Raw genomic sequence first — 22,297 nt, forward strand, 5'->3', positions numbered from 1 at the left:
GGCCATGTCCAACATTGCACTCACCGACGCCGGTCCATCGGCCGCGGCCAAACCGTTCCTGACGCGGGTCGGTGCCGGCTTCGTCAGCCGGCTCGTCATCATCGTGCCTTATCTCTGGCTGCTGTTCTTCTTCTTCATCCCGTTCATCATCGTCTTCAAGATTTCGCTGTCGCAGTCGGCGATCGCCATGCCGCCCTACACGCCGGCGCTCGATTTCAGGGACGGCATGTCCGGGTTCTTTGTCCGCTTCCGCGAACTCAGCTTCGACAATTATGTCTGGCTAACGCAGGACGCGCTTTACTTCAAAGCCTACGTGACCAGCGTTATCATCGCTGCAGTCTCGACGATCCTGACCTTGCTCGTCGGCTTCCCGATCGCCTACGGCATGGCCCGCGCGCCGGCGACGATCCGTCCGACCTTGCTGATGCTGGTAATCCTGCCGTTCTGGACGTCGTTCCTGATCCGCGTCTATGCCTGGATCGGCATCCTCAAGCCCGAGGGTCTGCTCAATCAGCTGCTGTTGTCGCTGCACATCATCAATCAGCCACTGATCATCCTCAACACTTACACGGCGATCTTCATCGGCATCGTCTATTCCTACCTGCCATTCATGGTGCTGCCGCTCTATTCGTCGCTGGAAAAGATGGATTACTCGCTGATCGAGGCGGCAAAGGATCTCGGCTGCCCGCCGACATCAGCCTTCTGGAAGATCACGTTCCCGCTGTCGCTGCCCGGGGTCATCGCCGGCTGCCTGCTGGTGTTCATTCCAGCGGTTGGCGAGTTCGTCATTCCCGATCTGCTCGGCGGCTCGCAGACGCTGATGATCGGCAAGACCTTGTGGAATGAATTCTTCGCCAACCGTGACTGGCCGGTGTCGTCGGCCGTCGCCGTCATCCTGCTGCTGCTCCTGATCGTGCCGATCATGCTCTTCCAGCAGGCCCAGGCGCGCGCCCAGGAGCAGGACAAATGAACGCCACCTGGAGCCGCTTCAACGTCACCTCGGTCGTGCTGGGCTTTGCCTTTCTCTATCTGCCGATCGTGCTGCTCATCGTCTTCTCCTTCAACGAGTCGAAGCTGGTCACCGTCTGGGGCGGCTTCTCGACCAAATGGTATGCCTCGCTGTTCCACAATCAGGGGCTGATGGACGCCACCTGGGTGACCGCGCGTGTGGGTGTCATCTCCGCCACTGTGGCAACCGTGCTCGGCACGCTGGCAGCACTGACCTTGACCCGCTACACCCGCTTCCGCGGCCGCATCCTGTTTTCCGGCATGGTGTTTGCGCCGCTGGTCATGCCGGAAGTCATCACCGGCCTGTCGCTGTTGCTGCTGTTCGTTGCCGTCGGTCTCGACCGTGGCTTCCTGACCGTGACGCTTGCTCACATCACCTTGACCATGTGCTTCGTGGCTGTCGTCGTGCAGTCGCGCCTGGTGTCGTTCGATCGTTCGCTGGAAGAAGCTGCCTTGGACCTCGGCGCAACGCCGGTAAAGACCTTCTTTCAGATCACGCTGCCGGTCATCATGCCGGCCATCGTCTCCGGCTGGATGCTGGCCTTCACCCTGTCGCTTGACGACCTGGTCATCGCCTCCTTCACCTCCGGGCCTGGCGCCACCACGCTGCCGATGAAGATCTACAGCCAGGTGCGTCTCGGCGTGACGCCGGAAATCAACGCCGCCTGCACCATCCTGATCGCCGTCGTGGCGGTAGGCGTCATCATCGCTTCGGTCGCCAACAAGCGGCGTGAGGTGCAACGCCAGCTCGACGAACAGGCCGCGCAGCGCGGTTGATTGCGTCAAACGAGGGATAGGGCGGTCCCGGTAAGGGTCCGCCTATTCGCCTGAGACGCCGCGGCTGATCGGCGAGATGAACGGCGTGCTCCAGGTGCCGCCGACGAAGAATGACGACTGGTTGGATCCCTGCTGGCCATTGACCGGTGCCGCTGCCGGGTCGGCCTGGGTGACACCCCCCGAAAGCGCCAGCCCGCGTCCGCCGTAAGAGGCGATGCCGGACAGCCAGACCTTGTATTTCGCCGAATTGGCCTCGGCCTTGTCCAGCCTTGCCACACCCTTCGAGATGGTGGCCTTGAGCTCGGCGCCGTCCATCGGCAGTGTCCCGTCCGAGACGTCGTCGAGCGCAAAGAAGCCGCCCTGTTCCGTGTGCTTCAGAAATGCCGGCAAATTGAGCCCGCTCAGCGCGCCAGGCCCGAACGTCGCAGAGACCGAGCCGTCCGCGTTCTCGAAGATCGAGTCCCAGGATTTGCCCGGCCCTTTGAGAATGACCGAGACAGTGCCGGTGCTGGCCGGCACCAGCCGCGTCATTCCGGCCGCGGTGCCGAAAGCGGCGCCGTCAATGTCGGAGGCGAGCAGCCGGATCTCGACCTGCGAGCCCTCCGGTTTGCGGTCGAAACGCAGGCTACTTTGCACGTTGCCGCCAAAGGCCGACGCATCGGAGATATCGAAGACGGCAAGCCCGTTCTTCACCTGCGCCGTGGCGGCGACGTCGGCAAGCTGGATTGCGCCGGCCGAGGCATGCGCCGCTGACAGCCTCAGATCGAGATTGATCCGGTCGGCGAAGCTGGTGTCGATTTCGCCGGGACCGGTCTCGCCGGTCGGCGCCAGCGGCGTGAAGGCCGAAAACAGCGACCTGAGGTCGAGCGTATCGAAGGCGAGTGTGCCTGATATCACCGGCAAGGCGTCGCCGAACGAAAAATCCAGCGCCCCCATTCCCGGGTTGTTGTCGAGCGTCACCGCGGTGTTTTCGAATTTGACGCGGCCGGCGGTCGCCGTGATCTTGCTCGAAATCGAGACCGAACCGATCGCCGTACCAGGAGCAATGCCGGCCTGCGACCATTCCAGCACGCGCCGCAGCGAGGGCGCGGCGAATTTCGCCTGGCCATCGAAATAGGCGTTTTGCGACATGCTGGCCGTGCCGTCGAACGAGAAGCTGGCCGGCGCTGCCTTGAACGAAAACGTGACCGGTGCGGCGCCGCCGGCAAACAGCACCAGCGGCTTGGGCGAGGCGGCATTGACGGTGACGCTCTCGCCGCGCCAGATTCCGGTCGCCGACAAGGTCGCGTTGCTGTTCATCGCTGCCCAGCTCGCCTGGCCGGACAGGCTGGTCAGCAATTCGACGTCCTTGCCGCCGACGGAGGCGACCATGCGGCCGTCCCTGAATTCCACGGTGCCGAACGGATCGGCGGGCAGCTTGCTCAGATCCGGCTTCGTCGGATCGGCGTTGACCACGCCGCGCGCCGTGTCGATGGAGCGGGTGATGCGTCCGCCCGTTGGTATGGCGGGCAGGAATATGCCGTTTGCGGCGCGCTGGACCCGGATCGTCGGCCGCACCAGCCGCGCCGTCGAAAACACCACATCGCCCTGCAGCGCCGCCATGGCCGAAAGGTCGACCTCGACGCGTTCGGCCTCGATCACCGGCGGCGCGTCGGTCTCGGTCCACTGCGACAGCGTGACGTCGCTCAATATGGCGCGGAACTTCGGCCACACCTCGATGCGCGGCGAACCGGCGATGGTGACCCTGAAACCGCTCCACGCGCTCATTTCCCAGGCGATGCGATCGCGCACGATCCGGGTCGAGGCAAACAGCGGCAGAGCGGCGACGACCAGCGCGATGACGAGCACGGCAACGCCGATCGCCCATATTCCGCGCCGGATCAAAGGTGATGGCATATTGCCCCGGTTGCTTTCATTCCGATAAAAATCGCCTGACGGGTGTAACCGCCAGTTGTCACCACGCCTTCCAGTCGTCACTACGACTTAGGGCTGAGGCATTTCAAGTCTTTATGGCCCGGCGATGGCAATTGCGAACATATGGCCGAGTTTTAGCGGAACAAAATCTTGCTCTGCCGCACGGTGGTAGGCATAAGCGATGCAGCTTCAGCCTGCTACGAGGCGCGGCGTTTTTGGGACAGCGGCGCCTGTAAAGCTGAGGCTAGTGCATGTCGCCCGGAAGAGTGCAGCGGTTCCGGGACAACGACGTGCATCAAAACAAAAGCATATCTATCTTGCGACGCGACGGGCTTCAAGGAGGATCGATCATGGCTGCCGAAGCACCGCTCTGGACCCCGACGCAAGACCAGATCGACGCAGCACCACTGACCGCGTTCATGAAGGCAGCAGCGGCAAAAAGCGGCACATCCTTCGCCTCCTACGCCGACCTGCACCGCTGGTCGGTCGAGGATCGCGAAGGCTTCTGGAGCCTGCTGTGGGACTTTTGCGGCATTGTCGGCGACAAAGGGACCGATGCGGGCGAGACCGTGCTCGTCGATGGCGACAAGATGCCCGGCGCATCGTTCTTTCCCGATGCGACGCTGAACTTCGCCGAGAACCTGCTGAAGAAGATCGGTTCCGGCGACGCGATTGTCTTTCGCGGCGAGGACAAGATCGAGCGGCGGCTGTCGTGGAGCGAACTGCACCAGCTGACCTCGCGCTTTCAGCAGCTTTTCCTGTCGCTCAAGGTGAAAAAGGGCGACCGCATCGCGGCGATGATGCCCAACATGCCGGAAACCGTCGCCGCCATGCTGGCGGCCGCCTCCATCGGCGCGGTCTGGTCGTCCTGTTCCCCCGATTTCGGCGAGCAGGGCGTGCTCGACCGTTTCAGCCAGATCGAGCCGGTCATATTCATTGCGCCGGATGGCTATTGGTACAATGGCAAGGCAATCGAGGTCGCCGACAAGATCGCTGCCGTTGCAGCGAAGCTCGAAACAGTAGCCAAGGTCCTGATCGTCGACTATCTCGGTACGTCGCGTGACATCGCCGCGGTCATCGATAAGGCCGTGGCGCTCGAAGAGGCGCTGTCACCCTTTGCCGCCAAAGCGGTCACGTTCGAGCGGCTGCCGTTTGCGCATCCGCTCTACATCCTGTTTTCGTCAGGTACCACCGGCATTCCCAAATGCATCGTCCATTCGGCCGGCGGCACGCTGGTCCAGCACGTCAAGGAACACCGGCTGCATGCCGGGCTCGTCGAAGGCGACCGCTTCTTCTACTTCACCACCTGCGGCTGGATGATGTGGAACTGGCTGGTGTCGGGCCTGGCCTCGGGCGCCACGCTGCTGCTCTATGACGGCTCGCCCTTCCACCCCGACGGCAATGTGCTGTTCAGCTTCGCAGATGCCGAGAAGATGACCTTTTTCGGCACCTCGGCCAAATTTATCGATTCCGTACGCAAGGCCGGGCTCAAGCCGATCCGCAGCCATGATCTGTCGAGTGTGCGGGCTATTTCCTCGACCGGCTCACCGTTGTCGCCGGAGGATTTCCGCTTCGTCTATGACGGCATCAAGAAGGACGTACATCTCGCCTCGGTTTCCGGCGGCACCGACATCGTCTCCTGTTTCGTGCTCGGCGTACCGACGCAACCGGTCTGGACCGGCGAGATCCAGGGTCCCGGCCTCGGCCTTGCCGTCGATGTATGGGACGATGACGGCAAGCCGATCCGCGAGCAAAAGGGTGAGCTGGTCTGCACAAAAGCGTTCCCGTCGATGCCGATCGGCTTCTGGAACGATCCTGAGGGCAAGAAATACCAGGCCGCCTATTTCGAGCGCTTCGACAATGTTTGGTGCCACGGCGACTTCGCCGAATGGACCGCGCATGGCGGCATGATCATCCACGGCCGTTCCGACGCGACGCTCAATCCGGGGGGTGTGCGCATCGGCACGGCGGAGATCTACAATCAGGTCGAACAGATGCCGGAGATCCTTGAGGCGCTGTGCATCGGTCAGGATTTCGACAATGACGTCCGCGTCGTGCTGTTCGTGCGGCTGGCCGCCGGCGTGACGCTGGACGAGGATCTGGAAAAGCGCATTCGTTCCAAGATCCGCAGCGGCGCCAGCCCGCGCCACGTGCCGGCAAGGATCGTCGCCGTCAGCGACATTCCGCGCACCAAATCGGGCAAGATCACCGAGCTTGCAGTGCGCGACGTGGTGCATGGCCGCGCCATCAAGAACAAGGAAGCGTTGGCCAATCCAGAGGCGCTGGAGCTGTTCAGGAACCTGCCGCAGCTGGCTGAGTGACGCGGCCGGTATGGTTAACCAGATATGTCGGTCGAATTTACCTAGATTTCATGAGTGGTACACATTCGTAAATTTTTTGGACGGCCGGTAAGGAGTTATTAAGGCCCGGCGTCGATAGTCGCACGTAACTTGAGGGAGAAATCCCGTTCCTCGTCCCCTGAGGATCAGATTCGCTCAAGCCCCCGTTGTGACAGCAAATCCCATTTAAGGCGTCCTGTTGGACGCCTTTTCTTTGTCCGGGATTCTCGCCCGGGAATGGCCGGCCCTATTCGGCCAGCACCCGCGTCGACGGGAAGGCGACCTCGACCAGCGTCCCTTCGCCCGGCGTCGAGGTGATGGTGAAGCGGGCGCGGTTGGCTTCCACCATCGCCTTGGTCAGCGGCAGGCCGAGACCGGTGCCGTCGCCACGCCCGCGCTTCAGCGCATTGATCTGCTTGAATGGCTTCAGCGCCTGCTCGATCTCGGCATGGCTCATGCCAATGCCGGTATCGCGCACCCGCATGACAACGTCGCCGGAGGTTTCATAGGCGGTCGACACGATCACCTGTCCGCCGGCTTGCGTATAGCGAATGGCGTTGGACAGGATGTTGAGCGCGATCTGGCGCACGCTTCTGAGGTCGGCGACGACTTCCGGCAGTCGCGAGGCGAAGCTGGAGCGAATGATGACACGCTCGCGGTTGGCCTGCGGCTGCATCATCGCCACCGTCTCGGCCAGCGTATCGTTGAGCGACACCGCCTCGTAGTCCATTTCCTGCTGGCCGGCCTCGATCTTCGAAATGTCGAGGAGGTCATTGACGAGATCGAGCACATGGTTGCCCGAGCGGTTGATGTCTCTGAGATAGTCGCGGTAGCGGTCATTGGCTACCGGGCCGAACTTCTCGTCCACCATCAGCTCGGAAAAGCCGATAATGGCGTTGAGCGGCGTGCGGATCTCGTGGCTGATGCGGGCGAGGAAATCGGTCTTCTGCGAGGAGGCGCGCTCGGCCACCGCGCGCGCCTGGGTCAGATCCTCTTCGGCCCGCTTCCACTGCGTGATGTCGCGCACCACGGCGCAGAAGCCGCTGTCATTGGGCAGCCTGCCGATGGTCATGAACAGCGGGATGAAGCGCCCTTGCGCCTCGCGCCCGATCACCTCGCGGCCATCGTTCATCACACTCGCCACGCCGGGCTCGGACAGGCCGTTCAGATAGTCACGCGCCGCGCGCTGGCTTTCGATGGCAAACAGCGAGGCGAACGGTTTACCGGTGACGTCGTCGCTGTCGAAGCCGAACAGCGCCTCGGCCGGCCGGCTGATCGAGCGGATGTCGCCGTCGCGGCCGATCAACACCACACCATCGGTCGCGGTGTCGATGATGGTGCGCATCTCGGCAATGCGCGCTTTGAGTTCGGAGACATCGGGCTGCGTCTGCTCCTCGGCTGCGAGATGCGCAACCATCGGCGGCTCGTTATCGCCGGTACGTCGCACCACCAGCATCAGCGCCTTGCCGGCGCGCCACGGCACCGAACGCAAAATGGCTTCGATCGGAAATTCCTGGCCCTCGCGCGTCTTCAGTTTGAGTGTGTGGTCGCTTTCGCCGGCCGTTTCTGAATAGGGATCGGCAAACAGCGCGTCGAGCCCGCCGGCGTCGCTCAGGTCCTCAAGCGTGTCATAGCCGGTCAGGCCGAGGAATTCCTCATTGGCGTAATGAAGCTCGTCGCCCGAATGGATGAGCAGCGGCACCGGCAGCTTGCCGAGGATCGACGTGTCAGGGGCCTTGTGTTCATCTCCGGCCGAGAATGCCGAAGGCATGAACCCCTCAAGCTTGAGCGGCGGCACTTTCAAGCGCTGTGGTTCTGCCGGCACTGTGTCCGCATCGCCGGCCTTGTCCCCGTCTTCCACGGCCGAGTCAGTCGCCTCGTCGGACGGCGCCCAATCCTCAATGTCCTCGGCATCACGGAAATCGGCCGACGTCATGCTGTCGTCTTCACCGGCATTGGCCGGCGTCTCGGCAACAACCGGCTGTGGCTCTGCGGCCTCGACGATCTCTTGGGCTTGCGTATCATCCGGTTCGGAAGCCGGCGCAGGTTCGTCGTTGGACGACGTTGCTTCCGTACTGTTTTCGGTGACGGAGCCTGGTTCGGGATCGGCATAGTCGAGCAGGGAGCGCGACACTGTCGGCGCCTTCGCCTCGCCTGCTTCGCCGTCCGCAAGGCCGTCGTCCGGCTGCTCGCCGTCAAGCCGCGCGAGATCCTTTTCGTCCTCGGCATCGCTTTCCGGCGGTTCGGCCTCAGCCGTTTCATTTTCGGGTGCGGTTGCCGATGGTTCAGCCACGGCAGCCGGGCCGGCTTCGCCCGGACTCGAGACCTCGGCGGGCCGCCGGGCTGGCGCGGCTGTTTCAGCCTGGTTCGCCTCGACATGATCCGGCTTGAGCTCATCTGCCTTGGCCTGGTCTGGCGTTACCTGATCCGGATTGGCCGGTTCGGCCTGCTTGGCAGTCTCCGGCTGCTCCGGCGGGGGATTGTCCTTCTTCAGCCGCTCGCCGATTTCGCGGAAAGCGCTGCGCTCCAGCGTCGACAGGCCCCTCTCGCTTGTCGGCTGCTTGTCGTTGGCGGGCTGCCGATGCTCGGCCAGCCGGATGACCTTGTCGGCAAAACGACGTTCCTGCTTCGGCACGATGGTCAGCGCCGGCACTTCGCCCTCAAACGGATCGGCCGCCTTGGGAGCTTCCGCCACGGGCTGTTCCGGGGCCGGCTCGGCTGCTGCCGCTGGCGCGCCATTGGGGACCAGCGCCATGCCGATTGCTTCCGGATCGACCACCGCATCGCCGGCGCGGGCGACGCCGAAACCACGAAAACCTTCGAAGGCGCGGCTGCGGCCATAGACAGGCAGTGCTGCCAGATCGACCGGTATCTTCAGGTCGGAGCCGGCAACCGGCCACAGTACCGAGCGGCCCGACCAGGTGTCGCGCCGTTCAAGCAGGCCCGCGATCTCGCCCGAGGCGTCGAGGCCGAAAATTGTCGCGACGTCCTTGAAGCGGCGGCCGATCACGTCGGCGGCGGCTTTGCCGACAATGTCGCCGAATTCCGGCGACAGCGCGCTGAACTTGCCGTCGGCGTCGGTGCGCCAGACGAAGCGCAGCGGCGGCGCCGAGCGGTCGACCTCACGTTTGGCGGGAGGCGTAGCCGGTGGGGCTGCGTCAGACGGCAGGGCGGGCGCAGCGGCACTGCTGTCCAACTGCGCACTCTCGGCCGGGGAAACAGAGTCCGGCTCGGCCTGCGCCGGGCTGTCCGGCTCGCCCGCCTGCGGCTCTTCGCCGGCATGGAAGTACCAATGATCATGTTGCGCCGGCGCGCTGTCATTCGCCGCCTGCTCGCGGCCGGTCGTCTGCTCGCGATGGTCCGCCTTTGTATCGGTTGACGCCGAAGCATCATGCTCGGTGGCAGCCGGACCTGTCTCCCCGACATCAGGCGCGGCCGCGAGTGGGGCGCCCTGATTCCCGCTTGCGGTGGGGTGGTCAGCCACCGCATCCACCGTTACCGCGTTCTCCGCGGCGGCTTGCGCCGGGCCATCGTCGACCTGCGCTGCAGCAGGTTCGGCATCCAGCTCGCCGACAGGGTTTTCCTCACCGAGCTGATCCTCGTCGATGACCACCAGCAGATGCCTGGACTCGGTCAGGCGCGCGAAGCCGGCCGGATAGGACGTGGCGCCGCCGGGGACCAGCCGCTTGACGATGCGGTCGTCCTGGCTCGCCACGTCGGCGACAAGCGCGGCCAGCGTCTCAGGCCGGATGGCGAGCGCGCCAAAGCCATCCGAAGCCGCCTCGACAGTGCCGGCGGCGTCGACAAAGGCGATGAAATGGCCGTCTTCGGTAAAGCCGCTGATGGCGCGGGCCGCAATGTCGGCAGCACTGCGCGAGCCGGCCTGCGCTGCCGGCACCACCAGCATAATGGCGCTTTCGCCGTCCGGCATAGTCACCGCACTGGCCAGGAAGCCGACGGCGCGGCTGGTGATGCCGGTCGCCAGCCGTACCGTAATGGCGCGGTCGCTGCCGATCTGCGGGAAGCCCGCGGTCGCCATGATCTGGCGCCTGGCGATCAGCGGCAGCTGAGCCGAGGCGCCGATGATGGCCTCGATATCGGGATAGCCGAACACCGCAGCGCCCGGGCCGTTGGCCCAGATCACCTGTTCGAGGTCGGCCGACAGAATCGCGATCGCGTCGCCGGCGGCGAAGCGCTGGCGAACCGCATCAAGCACGGCGACATCGAGGAAAGAGTAGTTCTCGGAAGGCATGCGCTTGGCGGACCCTTTCGGTGAAACCTCTTGGCGAACCCCTCTTGGCGAACCACAAGGCGGGCAATTTGCAGTTAACGCTTTGTTAATAAAAGCCCGCGCGGCGAAGGTCCACAAGCCATGGCGGGAAGCAGGTGGAATCTCTGGCCACTTGGTTAACAGCCTCTCGGAATGTCCCTGGATAACCTCTTGGGTGACGCATGGGAAGAAATTTATGGTGCACTGCAACAAAGATATTGCATCGCACAAAAAAACCGCTATATTGCCATCATACATGAACGAGACGGCTTTTTGTCAAAGCCGCTACCCCGAAAGGATGGAAAATGACCAAGGCCAAGACCGCTGAGACCATCGAAAACGTCGAATTCCCGAGCTTCGACGCTTCCAAGGCAACCGACCAGATCCGCGCTTTCGCCGAAAAGGGCGTCGAGCAGTCGAAGGAAGCCTACTCCAAGCTGAAGACCGGCGCCGAAGAGACCCAGAAAGTCCTGGAATCGACCTTCGAGACTGCCAAGACCGTTTCCAGCGACCTGTCGCTCAAGACCATCGCCGCTCTGCGCGCCAATGCCGAAGCCGGCTTCTCGCATCTCGAGGCCCTCATCGGCGCCAAGTCGCTGTCGGAAGTGGTCGAACTGCAGACCGCCTTCCTGCGCAAGCGCGTCGAGACCACCGTCGAGCAGGCTAAGGACTTCCAGGCTGTTGCTTCGAAGGCTGCCGAAGACGTCTCCAAGCCGGTCAAGACCGCTTTCGAGAAGGCCCTGAAGGACATCAAGGCCGCCTAATAATTGCGCACAACTCTGCGATGCATCAAAACGTCGCATTTCGTCAGACAAATAGGTGTGCGATAGAGTTGTCCAGATGAATACCCGGCGAGTGGAACCTCCTCCCTCTGCTCTCCGGGGTGACCAGCCAGCACCTCCTCCCGCTGGCTCGTAACAGGAAAAGGCCGGCACCTCCTCCCGCCGGCCTTTTTCTTTTGCCGAAGAAACCGGCGCCTGTTGGCGGAACCGGCTTTGCCTTATCAAAGGCCTTGAATTAGTCTCTGATAGACCGTATTGGACGCATCGCCGAACGACAGAGCGGATCTCGGAGAATGAATTTTCACCACGATCTGGCTCATGAACGTGCCGTTGTAGCTCAGATGGTTAGAGCGCCGGATTGTGGATCCGGAGGTCGCTGGTTCGATCCCAGCCAACGGTACCACCGACCTTCCGAATAAGCATTTGAATTCATTGGCAAATTTCGGGCAAATTTCGGCGAAAGGTTCGCCTAGGTTGCGCTTTCGCGCCGTTTGTGATACATAATGTGATACGTATCGTGACACAAACGCCGTGTTGAACACTGGGCAGACGACGCGAAGAGCATGATCCCGACCGCTTCCTGCAACTCAGGGGGGATCACTTCCATTGCCGACGCCGGGTGCCACAAGAGGTCAGGCACCTCGACGAACGGGGTGAGTTCGTGCGCCGTGCCCTCGATACCACTGAGCGAATAAAGGCGCGCACAGCCAGAGATCTTCACGAGGCAGCCGACAATGCATTGTGGGCGTCACTAATCCTGGGCGAAAATCCACAGGCGGCGCGCGCCCGATACGGCCAAGCGATCAAGCGCGCCGAATCGTTGGGGTTCGTTTATCGGCCGCTTGCCGAGATTCTCATCGCCGAGCCGCTCGACACGATCCTGCAGAGAGTCGAGAGCACGATCGGAGCACCCGCCACATCACCATCGGTGGACGCAGTCGGCGGCACCGCTGCCCGTCCTGACGACAAGATATCAGAGGCTCTGGAGCTTTATTTCGACGAGATCACCCGCGACGAAATCCGTACCAAAAGCCCCGATCAGAAGAAGCGCTGGAAGGCAAAACGCGAGATGAGCGTCGATGTGTTTATCGGCCTGGTCGGCGACAAGGCATGGGTGAGATCACGCGCGACGACGCTCGAGTGGTGCATAACTACTGGCTGAATCGTATCGCGCCCCAGACAGGGAGGGCAGACCGTTCGGCGTCTACTGGCAACCGAAACATGGGGAACCTGCGAACCCTCTACGCCGACTACTACCGGCATCTCGGTTTCCCCGAACAGAAAAACCCCTTCGCCGATCTCTCATTTAGCGACAAGTCAAAGCGCAGCCGGCCGCCATTCCCGACCGACTGGATCCGGGACAAGATTTTGCGCCGGGCGCGCTCACAACGCTCAACGAGGACGCGCGGGGTATCGTCCTTGCGTTTGCGGAGACAGGCGCGAGACCGAGCGAGCTTGCGAATTTACATGCCGGCGTCATCAATCTTGACCACGATGTCCCGCACATCTCGGTCGAACCGCGCGACGACCCTGACGATCCGCGAGAAATCAAGACCGCCTCGTCAGTGCGCAAGATACCACTGGTCGGCGTGGCGCTTGAGGTGTTCAAGAAATATTCAAAGGGCTTCCCACGGTACAAGGACCGCGAGGCATCGTTGTCAGCCCTGCTTAACAAGCACTTCAAGAGCCACGGATTGTTTCCCACCGAGGATCATACGGTCTATTCGCTGCGCCATTCGTTCGAAGACCGTATGAAGAACGGCAGGCTGGACGAGGAACTTCGGCGTATGCTTATGGGCCACACGATCGACCGGCCAAAATATGGCGAGGGTGGCGACATGAAGATGTGGCAGGAAGAGCTTATGAAGATCGTGCTTCCCTTTGACCCCTCGATCGTGTGACGCGCTCGCGCACAGCCGCCATACGCTTTTCCCTCGCCTTGTGGTCTCGCAGAGCACGTTCCAGATGTTCATATAACGGCAGCCAGGCCTCGCCTTGGTCCCCTCGCGCCACAATGATCTCCGCGATGCGATCGAGCGCTCGCTCGATGCGCTCGGCGGTCACCGGACGTGACGTCAACGAACACCGCTTCACGACTTCTGAATCCTACAAGTCGATACCTCAGCATGCGTTGGCCGTAATCGGGCCTTCAGTGCAGAGGGAAGGGGTGCATTCGGCTTTAGCGGAAAATGGCGGTCCCGGCGTGCAAAATAGGCGGTGTTGTCAGCCTTTTCGGACCGGCCGTTGGGCGTTGGTAGCGGGAGACCGCTACTTCGTTAGACCACTATCGAGGAGACGTGCTTTTGCTATCGTCGTCATGCGGGGTGGCGGCAATGATGGACTGGGAAAATATGTGGCAGTCCTAGGCGGGCGCGGGCGCGGGAGCTAGGCCATCCTGACGTAGTTTTCACGGTGGGAGCGGTTGTTCTGAATTACAAACGATTGTTGTTTGATCGCAACTTGCCGACGAACTAGCGTCGGATCGAAATCTGGCTGTTAGTGGTAACGAGGATTCTCTACCGTGGTCGTGCCCCCAACTTTGTCCAAATGCAGATAAGGGATAAGTGAACTTGATCTCCTTTTCGCTGGTGGCGAGATCGGTCGACAGCGTTTCGACCGCGGCGTGTTGCACAAGGTTTCCAGCTTGCCGGGGTCGCGCCCCACGATCAGCCATCCGCGCCTTCGCGGGCGAAAGCTTCCGAAAAATTGCCAGGCCGATGCCGTCCGACCCACGGGTGACCAGCGCCCGCTTCGTTGGAGTCGCATCGCCATGCTCCCGCAATTGGGCGGTCAAGGGTACGACCCCGCCGGCTATGAACTTTATCCGACCGAGGCAAGGCCGAAGGGCCTAGGCTGGCGCGGGGCAAAGCCGCCCCGCGACGAAATCCTTGACCTGGCGCACGGCCTGCTCGCGCGTGACGCTGCCCGGCTGCAGACCGAGCCTGAGCCATAGCCCGTCGATCAAAGCGGTGATGCCAACGACGATTTCGTCGGCCAGTTCCGGCGAAGCGAGGCCGCGCAGGCCGGACAAGAGGTTCGAGCGCATGCGCGCATGGATGACCTTCTGGATGCGCGCCAGCTGCTCGTCGCGGGGCACTTCGGCGCAGAGCGACAGCCAGGCATGGCAGAGCGGCGGCAGGAACAGATGCTCCTCGAAATTGCCCTCGATCACCGCGTCCAGCCGTTCCATCGGCGTGCGCGCCCGCTGCAGCCGGGCGACCACGGCGTGGCAGAGCACGGCGTTCGCCTCGCGCATGGCGTGCTCGAACAACTCCTGCTTGTTGCGGAAATAATGCAGCACGATGCCCTTGGAGGCGCCGGCCTGGGCCGCGACCTTTTCCAGCGTCGCACCGGCGATTCCTTCGCGCTCCAGAACGGCGAACGCCGCCTGGCGCAATTCCTTGCGGCGTATGTCGCTGAGAGGCGTGAGCTTCACTGGGTCGACCCATCCATTGCGAATCCATATTGACATCTTCGTCCGTTCAGATCAACAATTGACCAGCAGGACAATAAAGTGACCAATAGGTCAAAGTCGGAAAGAGGAGAACCGGAATGTTGCGCATGCTTGCGAATGGCGTCTGTGTCGCGGCCCTGACGCTGGCTTCGCAGGCGGCCCGGGCCGCCGAGGTCGAAAGCTGCAAAACGGTCCGCATGGCCGAGCCCGGCTGGAACGATCTCGCCTTCACCACCGGCGTGGCCAAGGTATTGCTTCAGGCGCTCGGCTACGAGCCGCAGAGCGAGGTGCTCGGCATCAACGTCATCTACGAGGGGATGAAGAACAAAGACCTCGACCTGTTCCTCGGCTACTGGGATCCGGCCATGGTCACCTATTACGAGCCCTACAAGAAGGACGGCTCCATCGAGAATGTGCGCGTCAATCTGGTCGGCGCCAAATACACCTTTGCCGTGCCGACCTATGTCTGGGACGCCGGCGTCAAGGACCTGTCGGACCTGCACAAATTCGCCGACAAGTTCGGCAAGAAGATGTACGGGATCGAGCCCGGATCCAATCAGCTGATGATGGACGCCATTGCCGATCCCAATTTCGGCCTCGACGGCTGGCAGGTGGTCGAATCGAGCGAGGCCGGCATGCTCTCGGAGGTCGGCTACGAGATCAAGGAGAAGCAGTTCATCGTCTTCCAGGGCTGGGCGCCGCACCCGATGAACACGATGTACGACTTCAAGTACCTGACTGGCGGTGACGAGTTCTTCGGTCCGAATTTCGGTGCCGCCACCGTGACCACGCAGGTTCGCAAGGGTTTTCTGCAGGAATGCCCGAATGTGGCGCAGTTCCTGAAAAACCTCGCCTTCGACATCGACATGGAAAATGTCGGCATGGGCTACCTCATTAACGACGGCATGAAGCCGGAGGACGGGGCTCTGAAGTCGATCGCCCTGCACAAGGATCGGCTCGATGCCTGGCTTGCCGGCGTCGCCACCTTCGATGGCAAACCCGGCCTTGCCGCGGTCAAGGAAAAGCTCGGACTGTGAGGCCGGCAGTTTTGGAGCTGACGGATCAGGAGGCCGAACAGGCGTCTTGGGCCGGACGTAAGCGCATCGTCGATGTCGGCAGTCTCGAGCTTACCTATGTCGAGATCGCCGGTTCGGAGCCGCCGTTGCTCTTGGTTCATGGCTTCACCGACACCAGCCGCAGTTTTTTGCTGCTGGCGCCGCATCTTACCGGGCGCCGGCTTATCATGCCGGACCTGCGTGGCCACGGCGGTTCGCAGGCGGGCGAGGGTTATCGCGCCGCCGATTTTGCCGAGGATATGGCCGGGCTGATCCAACGCCTGCGGCTCGGCCGGCCGATCGTTGTCGGCCATTCGCTGGGCGGCATGGTGTCGATCATGCTGGCCGCGCGTCGTCCGGAGCTGATCGGTGGGCTGGTGATCCTGGCCAGCACGCTGAAGCCCGATTTCGGATCGGATCATCAGCTGATCGACGGCGTTGCAGCCTTGCGCGACCCGATCTCGCCGTCCGATCCGTTCTACGACTGGTGGCATGCCTGTCGACCGGGCGTGCCGCGGGCTTTTCTCGCCGGCCTCGCGAAGGACGCGTCCGCGATCCCGGCTGCGCGCTGGCGCGCCATTCTCGAAGAAGTCCGCCGCACCGATCTGACCGCCGCGGCGCGGGCGGTGGAGGCCCCGACGCTGATCATCGCCGGCGGGCGCGATCCGCTTTTCGGCGCGGCGCNCTTTTCGGCGCGGCGCACCAGCGCACGCTGACCGATGCACTCGTCGGATCGCGTCTGGTGTGGGCGCAGGATTGCGGCCACAACCCGCATTGGGAAGATCCAGCCTTTGTCGCCGACGCGATAACAGGCATGTTGCCGGCGCGATGATTATCTCAAGAGCGACCGCGCCCTAGGTGCCAGCTTTTTGGGACTGACAATCATGGTCGCGGGCAACCGCCATGCCGGCGAAGCGGCGGGGCGCGGCTTGATGACCGACATGGGCATCGTTCGCGCCACCCGGCACAAACGCCGGCTTGCCGGCCGCGCCCTTGCCCGCCCTGCTCTTCGCGGCATCCGGTTCCTGCACTGAAAAATCCGGGGCGGAATCGAGGGAGGGAGCGCGACGAGGCGCAGGCGAAGATGAAAAAAGCAGAGCTGGAAGAGCTGAAGGACAAGGTGCACTGCGCCGCGGTGCTCGAGCGCGCCGGATTCGCGCTCGACGTCAAGGAGAGCACGCGCGAGCGATGAAATTTCGGCGCGATGCGTTGGTTCGATCCGCTGTCGGACGGGAAGGGGGACGTCTTCCGCCTCATCGAACACCTCGAGGGGTGCATTTCGTACAGGCCATGAAAGACGTCGCCGGGCTCGCCGGATTCGTGTCCACCACGCGTGTGTGGGACCGACAATCTTCCGGCGAGCGAGAGCCTGATCTGTCGATTCCAGAACGCTGGCTGGGAGCGGACATGGTGGATGCAGCTCGCCGAAGGTCCAACGATATATCGTAGCCGGCAAAATTGGCGACGAAGACCGCCTCGGCCCCTGCCGCCTCCTTGTGCGCGCCGCTGTTGGCCATCGGCTGACCGCAGCAGGTCTGCTCTTCAGATAGTCCACGTCGAGACTCAGGCGCTCCAGCAATTCGAGCGTCGCAATGCCGTCCTGGATAAAACGCATCGATAAAGCACGGGACAAAGACAGCGCCTTCATGGCAGCGCTGGGACCGAGGCAAAGAGCTTGCCGAGCACCAGCGATTGACGCTGGCCACGGACGTCGAGGTCTACTTCTGCGATCCTCGATCACCCTGGCAGCGCGGCTCGAATGAAAACACCAACCGACTGCTGCGCCTATCTGCCACGTGGCACCGACCTGTCCCTGCACAGCCAGGCAAAGCTCAGCGCCATCGCGCGGCAACTCAACGAACGCCCCAGAAAGACCTTGCTCTATCAGACCCTAGCGGAGCGATCGGTTGAACCCGCCGCCAAAAGCGGTCATTGATGTTGGGCGGACGAGCTCGTAACCGATTGAAGCGACCGGCGTCAGTTATTTGCACAAGTAGCGCAGTGACTTCAGAGGGCTTGGGCGCCCGCCACGGAGCGCCGTAATCATCGAACGGGCTACCGCGGTAGCTTTCCCTGCCGAGCGACAACTGACGTTCGGCGTCATCAGAAAAAGGCGGACTCTGGCACGGTTCTGGTCTATGCCGACGCTCGTTGCCGGTCCGCCGGCCTTTTGCAACTGGTCCATGAATGAAGCGCCAGCCCACGACGTCGAGCCTGTTACGCCGACTCAATCGTTCGGCCGTGGTGGATTTGATCCGCACCCAAGGAGTGATTTCGCCATCGAGCCTCGCCGAGCGGCTGAACATCAGCCTGCCGACGGTGATGCGGGTGATCGAGGATCTGATTGCCGAGGATTTGGTTGCGTATGACGGGTTTGACGAGGCCAATGTCCGGGGCCGGCCGCGGGCGCGCATCAAGTTCCGCGGTGCGGCGCATGCGATCATTGGCATCGAGGCCGGCAAGGGCGAGTTCTACGGCGCCGTGGCCAATCTCGAAGGCGTCGTGCAGACAGAAATGCACGAGACCGCCGACGATGATGGCGAGCGCAATTTCGAAAAGCTGGTCGGCCTGATCCGCCGGCTTATGGCGGCCCCCCGCCCGCGCGGCCAGACTATTCGCGGCATCGGCATTGGCGTGCCCTCGATCGTCAGGCAGCCGGAGGGCGAAGTGGTGCTGACGCTCGGGCTCGGCTGGCGCGACATGCCGTTGCGGGCGCGGCTCAGCGAGCATATTCAGATACCTATCGTCGTCGAAAACGGGCGCAACCTCGCCGCCGTGGGCGAATGGGGATTCGGGGCCGGGCGTGGCGCCGACAGCGTCGTGAGCCTTTCGATCGGGCCCGGCGCGGGCGCGGGCGTCGTGATCGACGGCAAGCTCTATGGCGGGCATTCGCATGCGGCGGGCGAGATCGGCTGGTATCTCGACGACCCCCTCCTTACCGGGCGGCCGTTCGAATATCTGGGCGACAAGCAATCGCTGCGCTTTTTCGGCATCCCCGAACAGGCGACCAAGATGCTCGAAGAGGCCAACACCCAGTATGCGGCGGGAAAGCTCACCCTGGCCGCTGTCACCGACCGGCAGGCGGACAAAATCGCGCCGGTTGTCACCGAGTTGCTGGACTATGCGACGATGGCGGTGGGCAGTGTTGCTGCCTTCATGAACCCCGAAATCATCGTACTGGCGGGCCGGGTCGTCGGCGGTGGTGATCTGGTGCTCGATGTGCTGCGACATCGCCTCAAGGGCAATGTGTACGACCCGCCGCGCCTCGTGATAGGTGCGCTGGGGCACCGCGATATCGTCCTGGGCGCGGTGCGTCTGGTGCTTGATGCGACGACTCTCAACCCTGCCGACAGCCTCGTGATGGCCGACTGAAGATCAATCGATCGCAATTGACAGCGACTGTATGTCGGCATTAAGTTTCTAACTGAAAGAAAAAACGCGCCCTGCGTCGTGTGGGAGCGTATCTTTCGTGGGAGGACTTCAATGACGAAGATTTTCAATCCGCTTGGGCGGATGATGCAGCGTCGTGACTTCTTGAAAGTTGCGGGCGCGAGCGTTGCGGTAGCGGGTCTGCCTGCCGCAGTTCGCGGTGCCGAGCCCGTCAAGGTGCTTGTGTGGTCTTGGGTGCCGAATCTCCAGCTTGAGGTAGACATGTTCAACGCCGCGCATCCAGGCATCCAGATCGAACTCGTGAATCCCGGCCAGGGGGACCCGTTGTATAACGCGCTCCGCGCGGGCCTGCAGGCGGGCAGCGGCCTTCCGGACGTCGCCCAGATCGAATACCAGCACCTCGAGAGCTTCCGCCAGGTCGACGCCCTCGCAGACATCGGCCAGTACGCCAATGCCCATCAGGGCGAGTTCCCCGAAGGCCTATGGGCGCAGGTCGCCATGGGCGATGTGGTCAACGCCACGCCGCAGGATTACGGTCCGATGGCGATGCTCTATCGCAAGGACGTCTTCGACGAGCATGGGATCACGCCGCCCACCACCTGGGCCGAGTTTGCCGATGCGGGCAAGAAGATCCATGCGGCCGATCCGAATGTGTTCATGACCGACGCGCCGTTCGGAGCCAACGCCGACTGGGTCTTGGGTCTGTTGTGGCCGATGGGCTGGAAGCCGGTCAGCCGCGATGGCGACAAGCTCGTGATCAGGATCAACGACAAGATTGCTAAGGACTTCGCCGCCTATTGGCAGGACCTTATCACCGCGGGTGTTATCGAGACCAAGCCGGGCTTCAACAATGAGTGGTACACCGGCCTCGACTCGGGTCGCTATGCCACCTGGCTTGCTGCGGGCTGGGGTCCGCTGTTCCTGACCTCGGTCGCCAAGACCAGCGTGGGCAAGTGGCGTGCCGCCGATCTGCCGCAGTGGGACGCGAGCAAGTTCGTGACTGGCGCTTGGGGTGGCTCAGCGCTGGCCGTGATGAAAGCGACCCAGCATCTGCCCGAGGCCGCCGAAGTCGCGATCTGGCTGAATACGAATCCCGAAGCCACAAAGCTCTACACCACCAAGCAAAACTTCTTTCCCTGCACCAACGCGCTGCTGTCGAGCCCGGAATGGGCGAGCGCCAAGCCGGAATTCTTTGGCGGCCAGGAGGTGAACAAAGTGTTTGCCAAATCAGCGAGTGCCGTGGCGCCGTTTGAGTGGAGCCCGTTCCAGGGCTTCCTCTACCAGTCGATGTCCGATGAATTCGGCGCTTCGATCAGCGGCAACGGCACGCTGTCGGATGCGTTCGACCGTGTCCAGGATGCCGTGGTCACCTACGCGAAGGACCAAGGCTTCACCGTGGCCTAACTCCTCCCGGGCACCGGCCGGGCGCGCCTTGATCGGCGCGCCCGATCTCTTTATCTTGCAGGATGGGGACCAGGGCATTGTCGAACTCGCCAGCCGCAGCGACGCGCCGAGCGCGATCGGGCGGTTTTACGTTACGAAAGCTGGCGCCCTATCTGTTCCTGGCGCCCTTCATGCTGCTGTTTATCGCCTTCATCGTCGCGCCGCTGGTCTATGCGTTCTACATGAGCCTCTACCGCGACACGCTGGTGGGCGGACGGCAGTTCGCGGGTGCAGCCAGCTACATCAAGGTCGCGGACGACGCCAAATTCTGGGGCGGCGTGTGGAACCTCGTTTTGTTCGGCATCGTGCAGGTGCCGATCATGCTGGCCCTGGCGTTGTTGTTCGCCATCGTGCTCGATCGTGGCCAGGTCTATGCCAAGGGCGTCTTCCGGCTCGGCTTCTTCCTCCCCTACGCTGTGCCGAGCGTGATCGCGACGATCATCTGGGGTTATCTCTACGGCCCCACCTTCGGCCCGTTCACGCAGATTGCCAAGGCGTTCAACCTGCCGCCGCCGGACTTCCTATCGCCGGGCGCGATGATCTTCTCATTGGCCAATATCGTGACGTGGGAATATGTCGGCTACAATATGGTGATCTACTACGCCGCGCTGAAGGCGATCCCGTCGGACCTCGCCGAGGCCGCGCGGATGGACGGCGCCTCGCCCTGGCAATTTGCCCGGCTGATCCAGCTGCCGCTGCTGTGGCCGGCGATCCTGCTCACCATCATCTTTTCGATCAACGGCACACTGCAGCTGTTCAATGAGCCGTATTTGATGCGCGCGCTCGCCAGTAACACCATCAATTCGAGCTACACGCCGAACCTCTATGCCTATTCTCTGGCGACTAAGAACCAGCAGTATGGCTATGCGGCCGCCGTTTCGTTCGTGCTTGGCATCGTGATCGCCGGTGCCTCCTACATCTTCACCCTGATCGCCAACCGCCGTCGGTCGGAGCAATGATGACTGCGACCACCGACATCGCCACTTTCGAGGCTGCCAAGCGCCGGCCCGGCGAAAGGCGGCGCTCGCGGATCATGCTCACGCTGCTGCTGTCACTGTTCCTCCTCTACAGCTTCATGCCGCTGGCCTATCTGGTCCTGTCGGCAACGAAGACGAATGGCGACCTGTTCACCACGTTCGGCTTCGGCTTCGGCACGGAGTTCAACCTCTGGCGGAATCTGAGCGATCTTCTGGCGCGCGACAACGGCGTCTTCATGCGCTGGATGTTCAACAGCGTGCTCTATTCGAGCGTCGCCGGGCTCGGTGCCGCGATCTTGGCTACCGCGGCAGGCTATGCGTTAGCCAAATTCAAATTCGTCGGCCGCAATCTGCTGTTTGCGCTGGTCTTGGGCGCTGTGATGATCCCGCAGACGGCCCTCGTCGTGCCGACCTTCCTGCTGCTGGCGCTTTCGGGACTCAGCGACAATCCGCTGGGCGTGATCCTGCCCTCGATGATCTCGCCGATCGGCGTCTATCTGATGCGCGTCTATATCGAGCAGGGCGTCGACGACGAACTGCTCGACGCAGCGCGTCTCGATGGCGCCGGCGAGTTCGTGATCTTCCGCGCCATCGTGCTGCGGCTGGTGGCGCCGGGCATGGTGACCGTGGCGCTGCTCTCATTCGTCGGGAGCTGGAACAATTACTTCCTGCCGCTCATCGTGCTGCGCACGCCGGAATATCAGCCGATCACGGTGGGCCTTGCGACCTGGTATCAGCTCGCGCAGCAGGGCGGTGGCGGAGGACAGGTGCTGTTCTCGATCATCATAACCGGCGCTCTGGTCAGCATCATCCCGGTCATCGTGGTATTCCTGCTACTGCAGCGGTTCTGGCAGGGCGGCCTCACCGCCGGCGCCATCAAGTAGACTA

General features: G+C 62.6%; 16 protein-coding genes, 1 tRNA gene and 1 pseudogene. 15 read left to right on the plus strand and 3 right to left on the minus strand.

All coding sequences use genetic code 11. The annotated features are described in order from the left end of the window. The first annotated feature begins 4 nt into the window (after positions 1-4). Positions 5-970 (plus strand): ABC transporter permease subunit, encoded by a 966-nt coding sequence (locus tag X726_RS157700; RefSeq protein WP_031214828.1) that lies wholly within the window; start codon positions 5-7, stop codon positions 968-970. Then, a complete protein-coding gene (locus X726_RS157695; RefSeq protein ID WP_023669326.1) occupies positions 967-1,785 on the plus strand; it encodes an ABC transporter permease subunit in 819 nt (272 codons plus the stop codon). Before X726_RS157700 ends, X726_RS157695 begins: the two co-directional genes overlap by 4 nt. Before the next feature lie 42 nt (positions 1,786-1,827). Here X726_RS157695 and X726_RS157690 read toward each other — a convergent pair whose 3' ends face one another. Continuing rightward, entirely contained in the window at positions 1,828-3,681 is a 1,854-nt protein-coding gene (locus X726_RS157690; protein WP_023669327.1) for an AsmA family protein, read from the minus strand. A 368-nt stretch (positions 3,682-4,049) separates the two neighbouring features. Between X726_RS157690 and X726_RS157685 the strand changes: the two genes are divergently transcribed. Further along, positions 4,050-6,020, plus strand: a complete 1,971-nt coding sequence (locus X726_RS157685) for an acetoacetate--CoA ligase (RefSeq protein ID WP_023669328.1) — start codon at positions 4,050-4,052, stop codon at positions 6,018-6,020. Positions 6,021-6,285: 265 nt separating this feature from the next. Here X726_RS157685 and X726_RS157680 read toward each other — a convergent pair whose 3' ends face one another. Further along, positions 6,286-10,290: a PAS domain S-box protein gene (locus X726_RS157680; protein WP_023669329.1), complete on the minus strand. Its 4,005-nt coding sequence runs from the start codon at positions 10,288-10,290 to the stop codon at positions 6,286-6,288. Between the two features lie 323 nt (positions 10,291-10,613). Between X726_RS157680 and X726_RS157675 the strand changes: the two genes are divergently transcribed. The 4 genes from X726_RS157675 (at position 10,614) to X726_RS1000000171600 (ending at position 12,991) form a co-directional block, all read left to right on the plus strand. Beyond that, positions 10,614-11,072, plus strand: a complete 459-nt coding sequence (locus X726_RS157675) for a phasin (protein ID WP_023669330.1) — start codon at positions 10,614-10,616, stop codon at positions 11,070-11,072. A gap of 344 nt (positions 11,073-11,416) precedes the next feature. After that, positions 11,417-11,493, plus strand: a tRNA-His gene (locus X726_RS157670). A 216-nt stretch (positions 11,494-11,709) separates the two neighbouring features. Then, positions 11,710-12,252 (plus strand): hypothetical protein, encoded by a 543-nt coding sequence (locus X726_RS1000000171595; protein ID WP_348626755.1) that lies wholly within the window; start codon positions 11,710-11,712, stop codon positions 12,250-12,252. 403 nt (positions 12,253-12,655) lie between these two features. Then, positions 12,656-12,991, plus strand: a complete 336-nt coding sequence (locus tag X726_RS1000000171600) for a hypothetical protein (protein ID WP_245272098.1) — start codon at positions 12,656-12,658, stop codon at positions 12,989-12,991. A gap of 947 nt (positions 12,992-13,938) precedes the next feature. Here the strand turns inward: X726_RS1000000171600 and betI are convergent. Continuing rightward, the gene (betI, locus tag X726_RS157665) at positions 13,939-14,562 is read right to left on the minus strand and encodes a transcriptional regulator BetI (protein ID WP_023669331.1); all 624 of its coding nucleotides are present in this window, start codon (positions 14,560-14,562) and stop codon (positions 13,939-13,941) included. A gap of 80 nt (positions 14,563-14,642) precedes the next feature. Here betI and choX point away from each other — a divergent pair, with 80 nt between their 5' ends. The 8 genes and pseudogenes from choX to X726_RS1000000171605 all read left to right on the plus strand — a co-directional run bounded on the left by choX (position 14,643) and on the right by X726_RS1000000171605 (position 22,293). Continuing rightward, on the plus strand, positions 14,643-15,581 hold the full coding sequence (gene choX, locus X726_RS157660; RefSeq protein WP_023669332.1) for a choline ABC transporter substrate-binding protein: 939 nt from the start codon (positions 14,643-14,645) through the stop codon (positions 15,579-15,581). Then, complete coding sequence (locus X726_RS01000000166830; RefSeq protein WP_245272099.1) at positions 15,578-16,315, plus strand: alpha/beta hydrolase; 738 nt, start codon at positions 15,578-15,580, stop codon at positions 16,313-16,315. Before choX ends, X726_RS01000000166830 begins: the two co-directional genes overlap by 4 nt. A gap of 168 nt (positions 16,316-16,483) precedes the next feature. Further along, complete coding sequence (locus X726_RS1000000170445; protein WP_023669333.1) at positions 16,484-16,633, plus strand: hypothetical protein; 150 nt, start codon at positions 16,484-16,486, stop codon at positions 16,631-16,633. A 622-nt stretch (positions 16,634-17,255) separates the two neighbouring features. Next, positions 17,256-17,535 (plus strand): annotated as a pseudogene (locus X726_RS01000000166835) (IS30 family transposase); the annotation flags it as partial. Positions 17,536-17,786: 251 nt separating this feature from the next. Continuing rightward, complete coding sequence (locus X726_RS157655; protein ID WP_084630702.1) at positions 17,787-18,971, plus strand: ROK family transcriptional regulator; 1,185 nt, start codon at positions 17,787-17,789, stop codon at positions 18,969-18,971. A 111-nt stretch (positions 18,972-19,082) separates the two neighbouring features. Next, positions 19,083-20,393 (plus strand): substrate-binding domain-containing protein, encoded by a 1,311-nt coding sequence (locus tag X726_RS157650; protein ID WP_023669337.1) that lies wholly within the window; start codon positions 19,083-19,085, stop codon positions 20,391-20,393. Between the two features lie 77 nt (positions 20,394-20,470). After that, positions 20,471-21,391 (plus strand): sugar ABC transporter permease, encoded by a 921-nt coding sequence (locus X726_RS157645; RefSeq protein WP_031214833.1) that lies wholly within the window; start codon positions 20,471-20,473, stop codon positions 21,389-21,391. Continuing rightward, positions 21,391-22,293 carry a carbohydrate ABC transporter permease gene (locus X726_RS1000000171605; protein ID WP_156940634.1) on the plus strand — a complete coding sequence of 301 codons (903 nt, stop codon included), beginning with the start codon at positions 21,391-21,393 and terminating at the stop codon, positions 22,291-22,293. The genes X726_RS157645 and X726_RS1000000171605 overlap by 1 nt, the downstream gene beginning before the upstream one ends. Positions 22,294-22,297 lie beyond the last annotated feature (4 nt).

Origin of the sequence: Mesorhizobium sp. LSJC285A00, from assembly GCF_000503155.1 — a bacterium.
GTDB lineage: Bacteria > Pseudomonadota > Alphaproteobacteria > Rhizobiales > Rhizobiaceae > Mesorhizobium.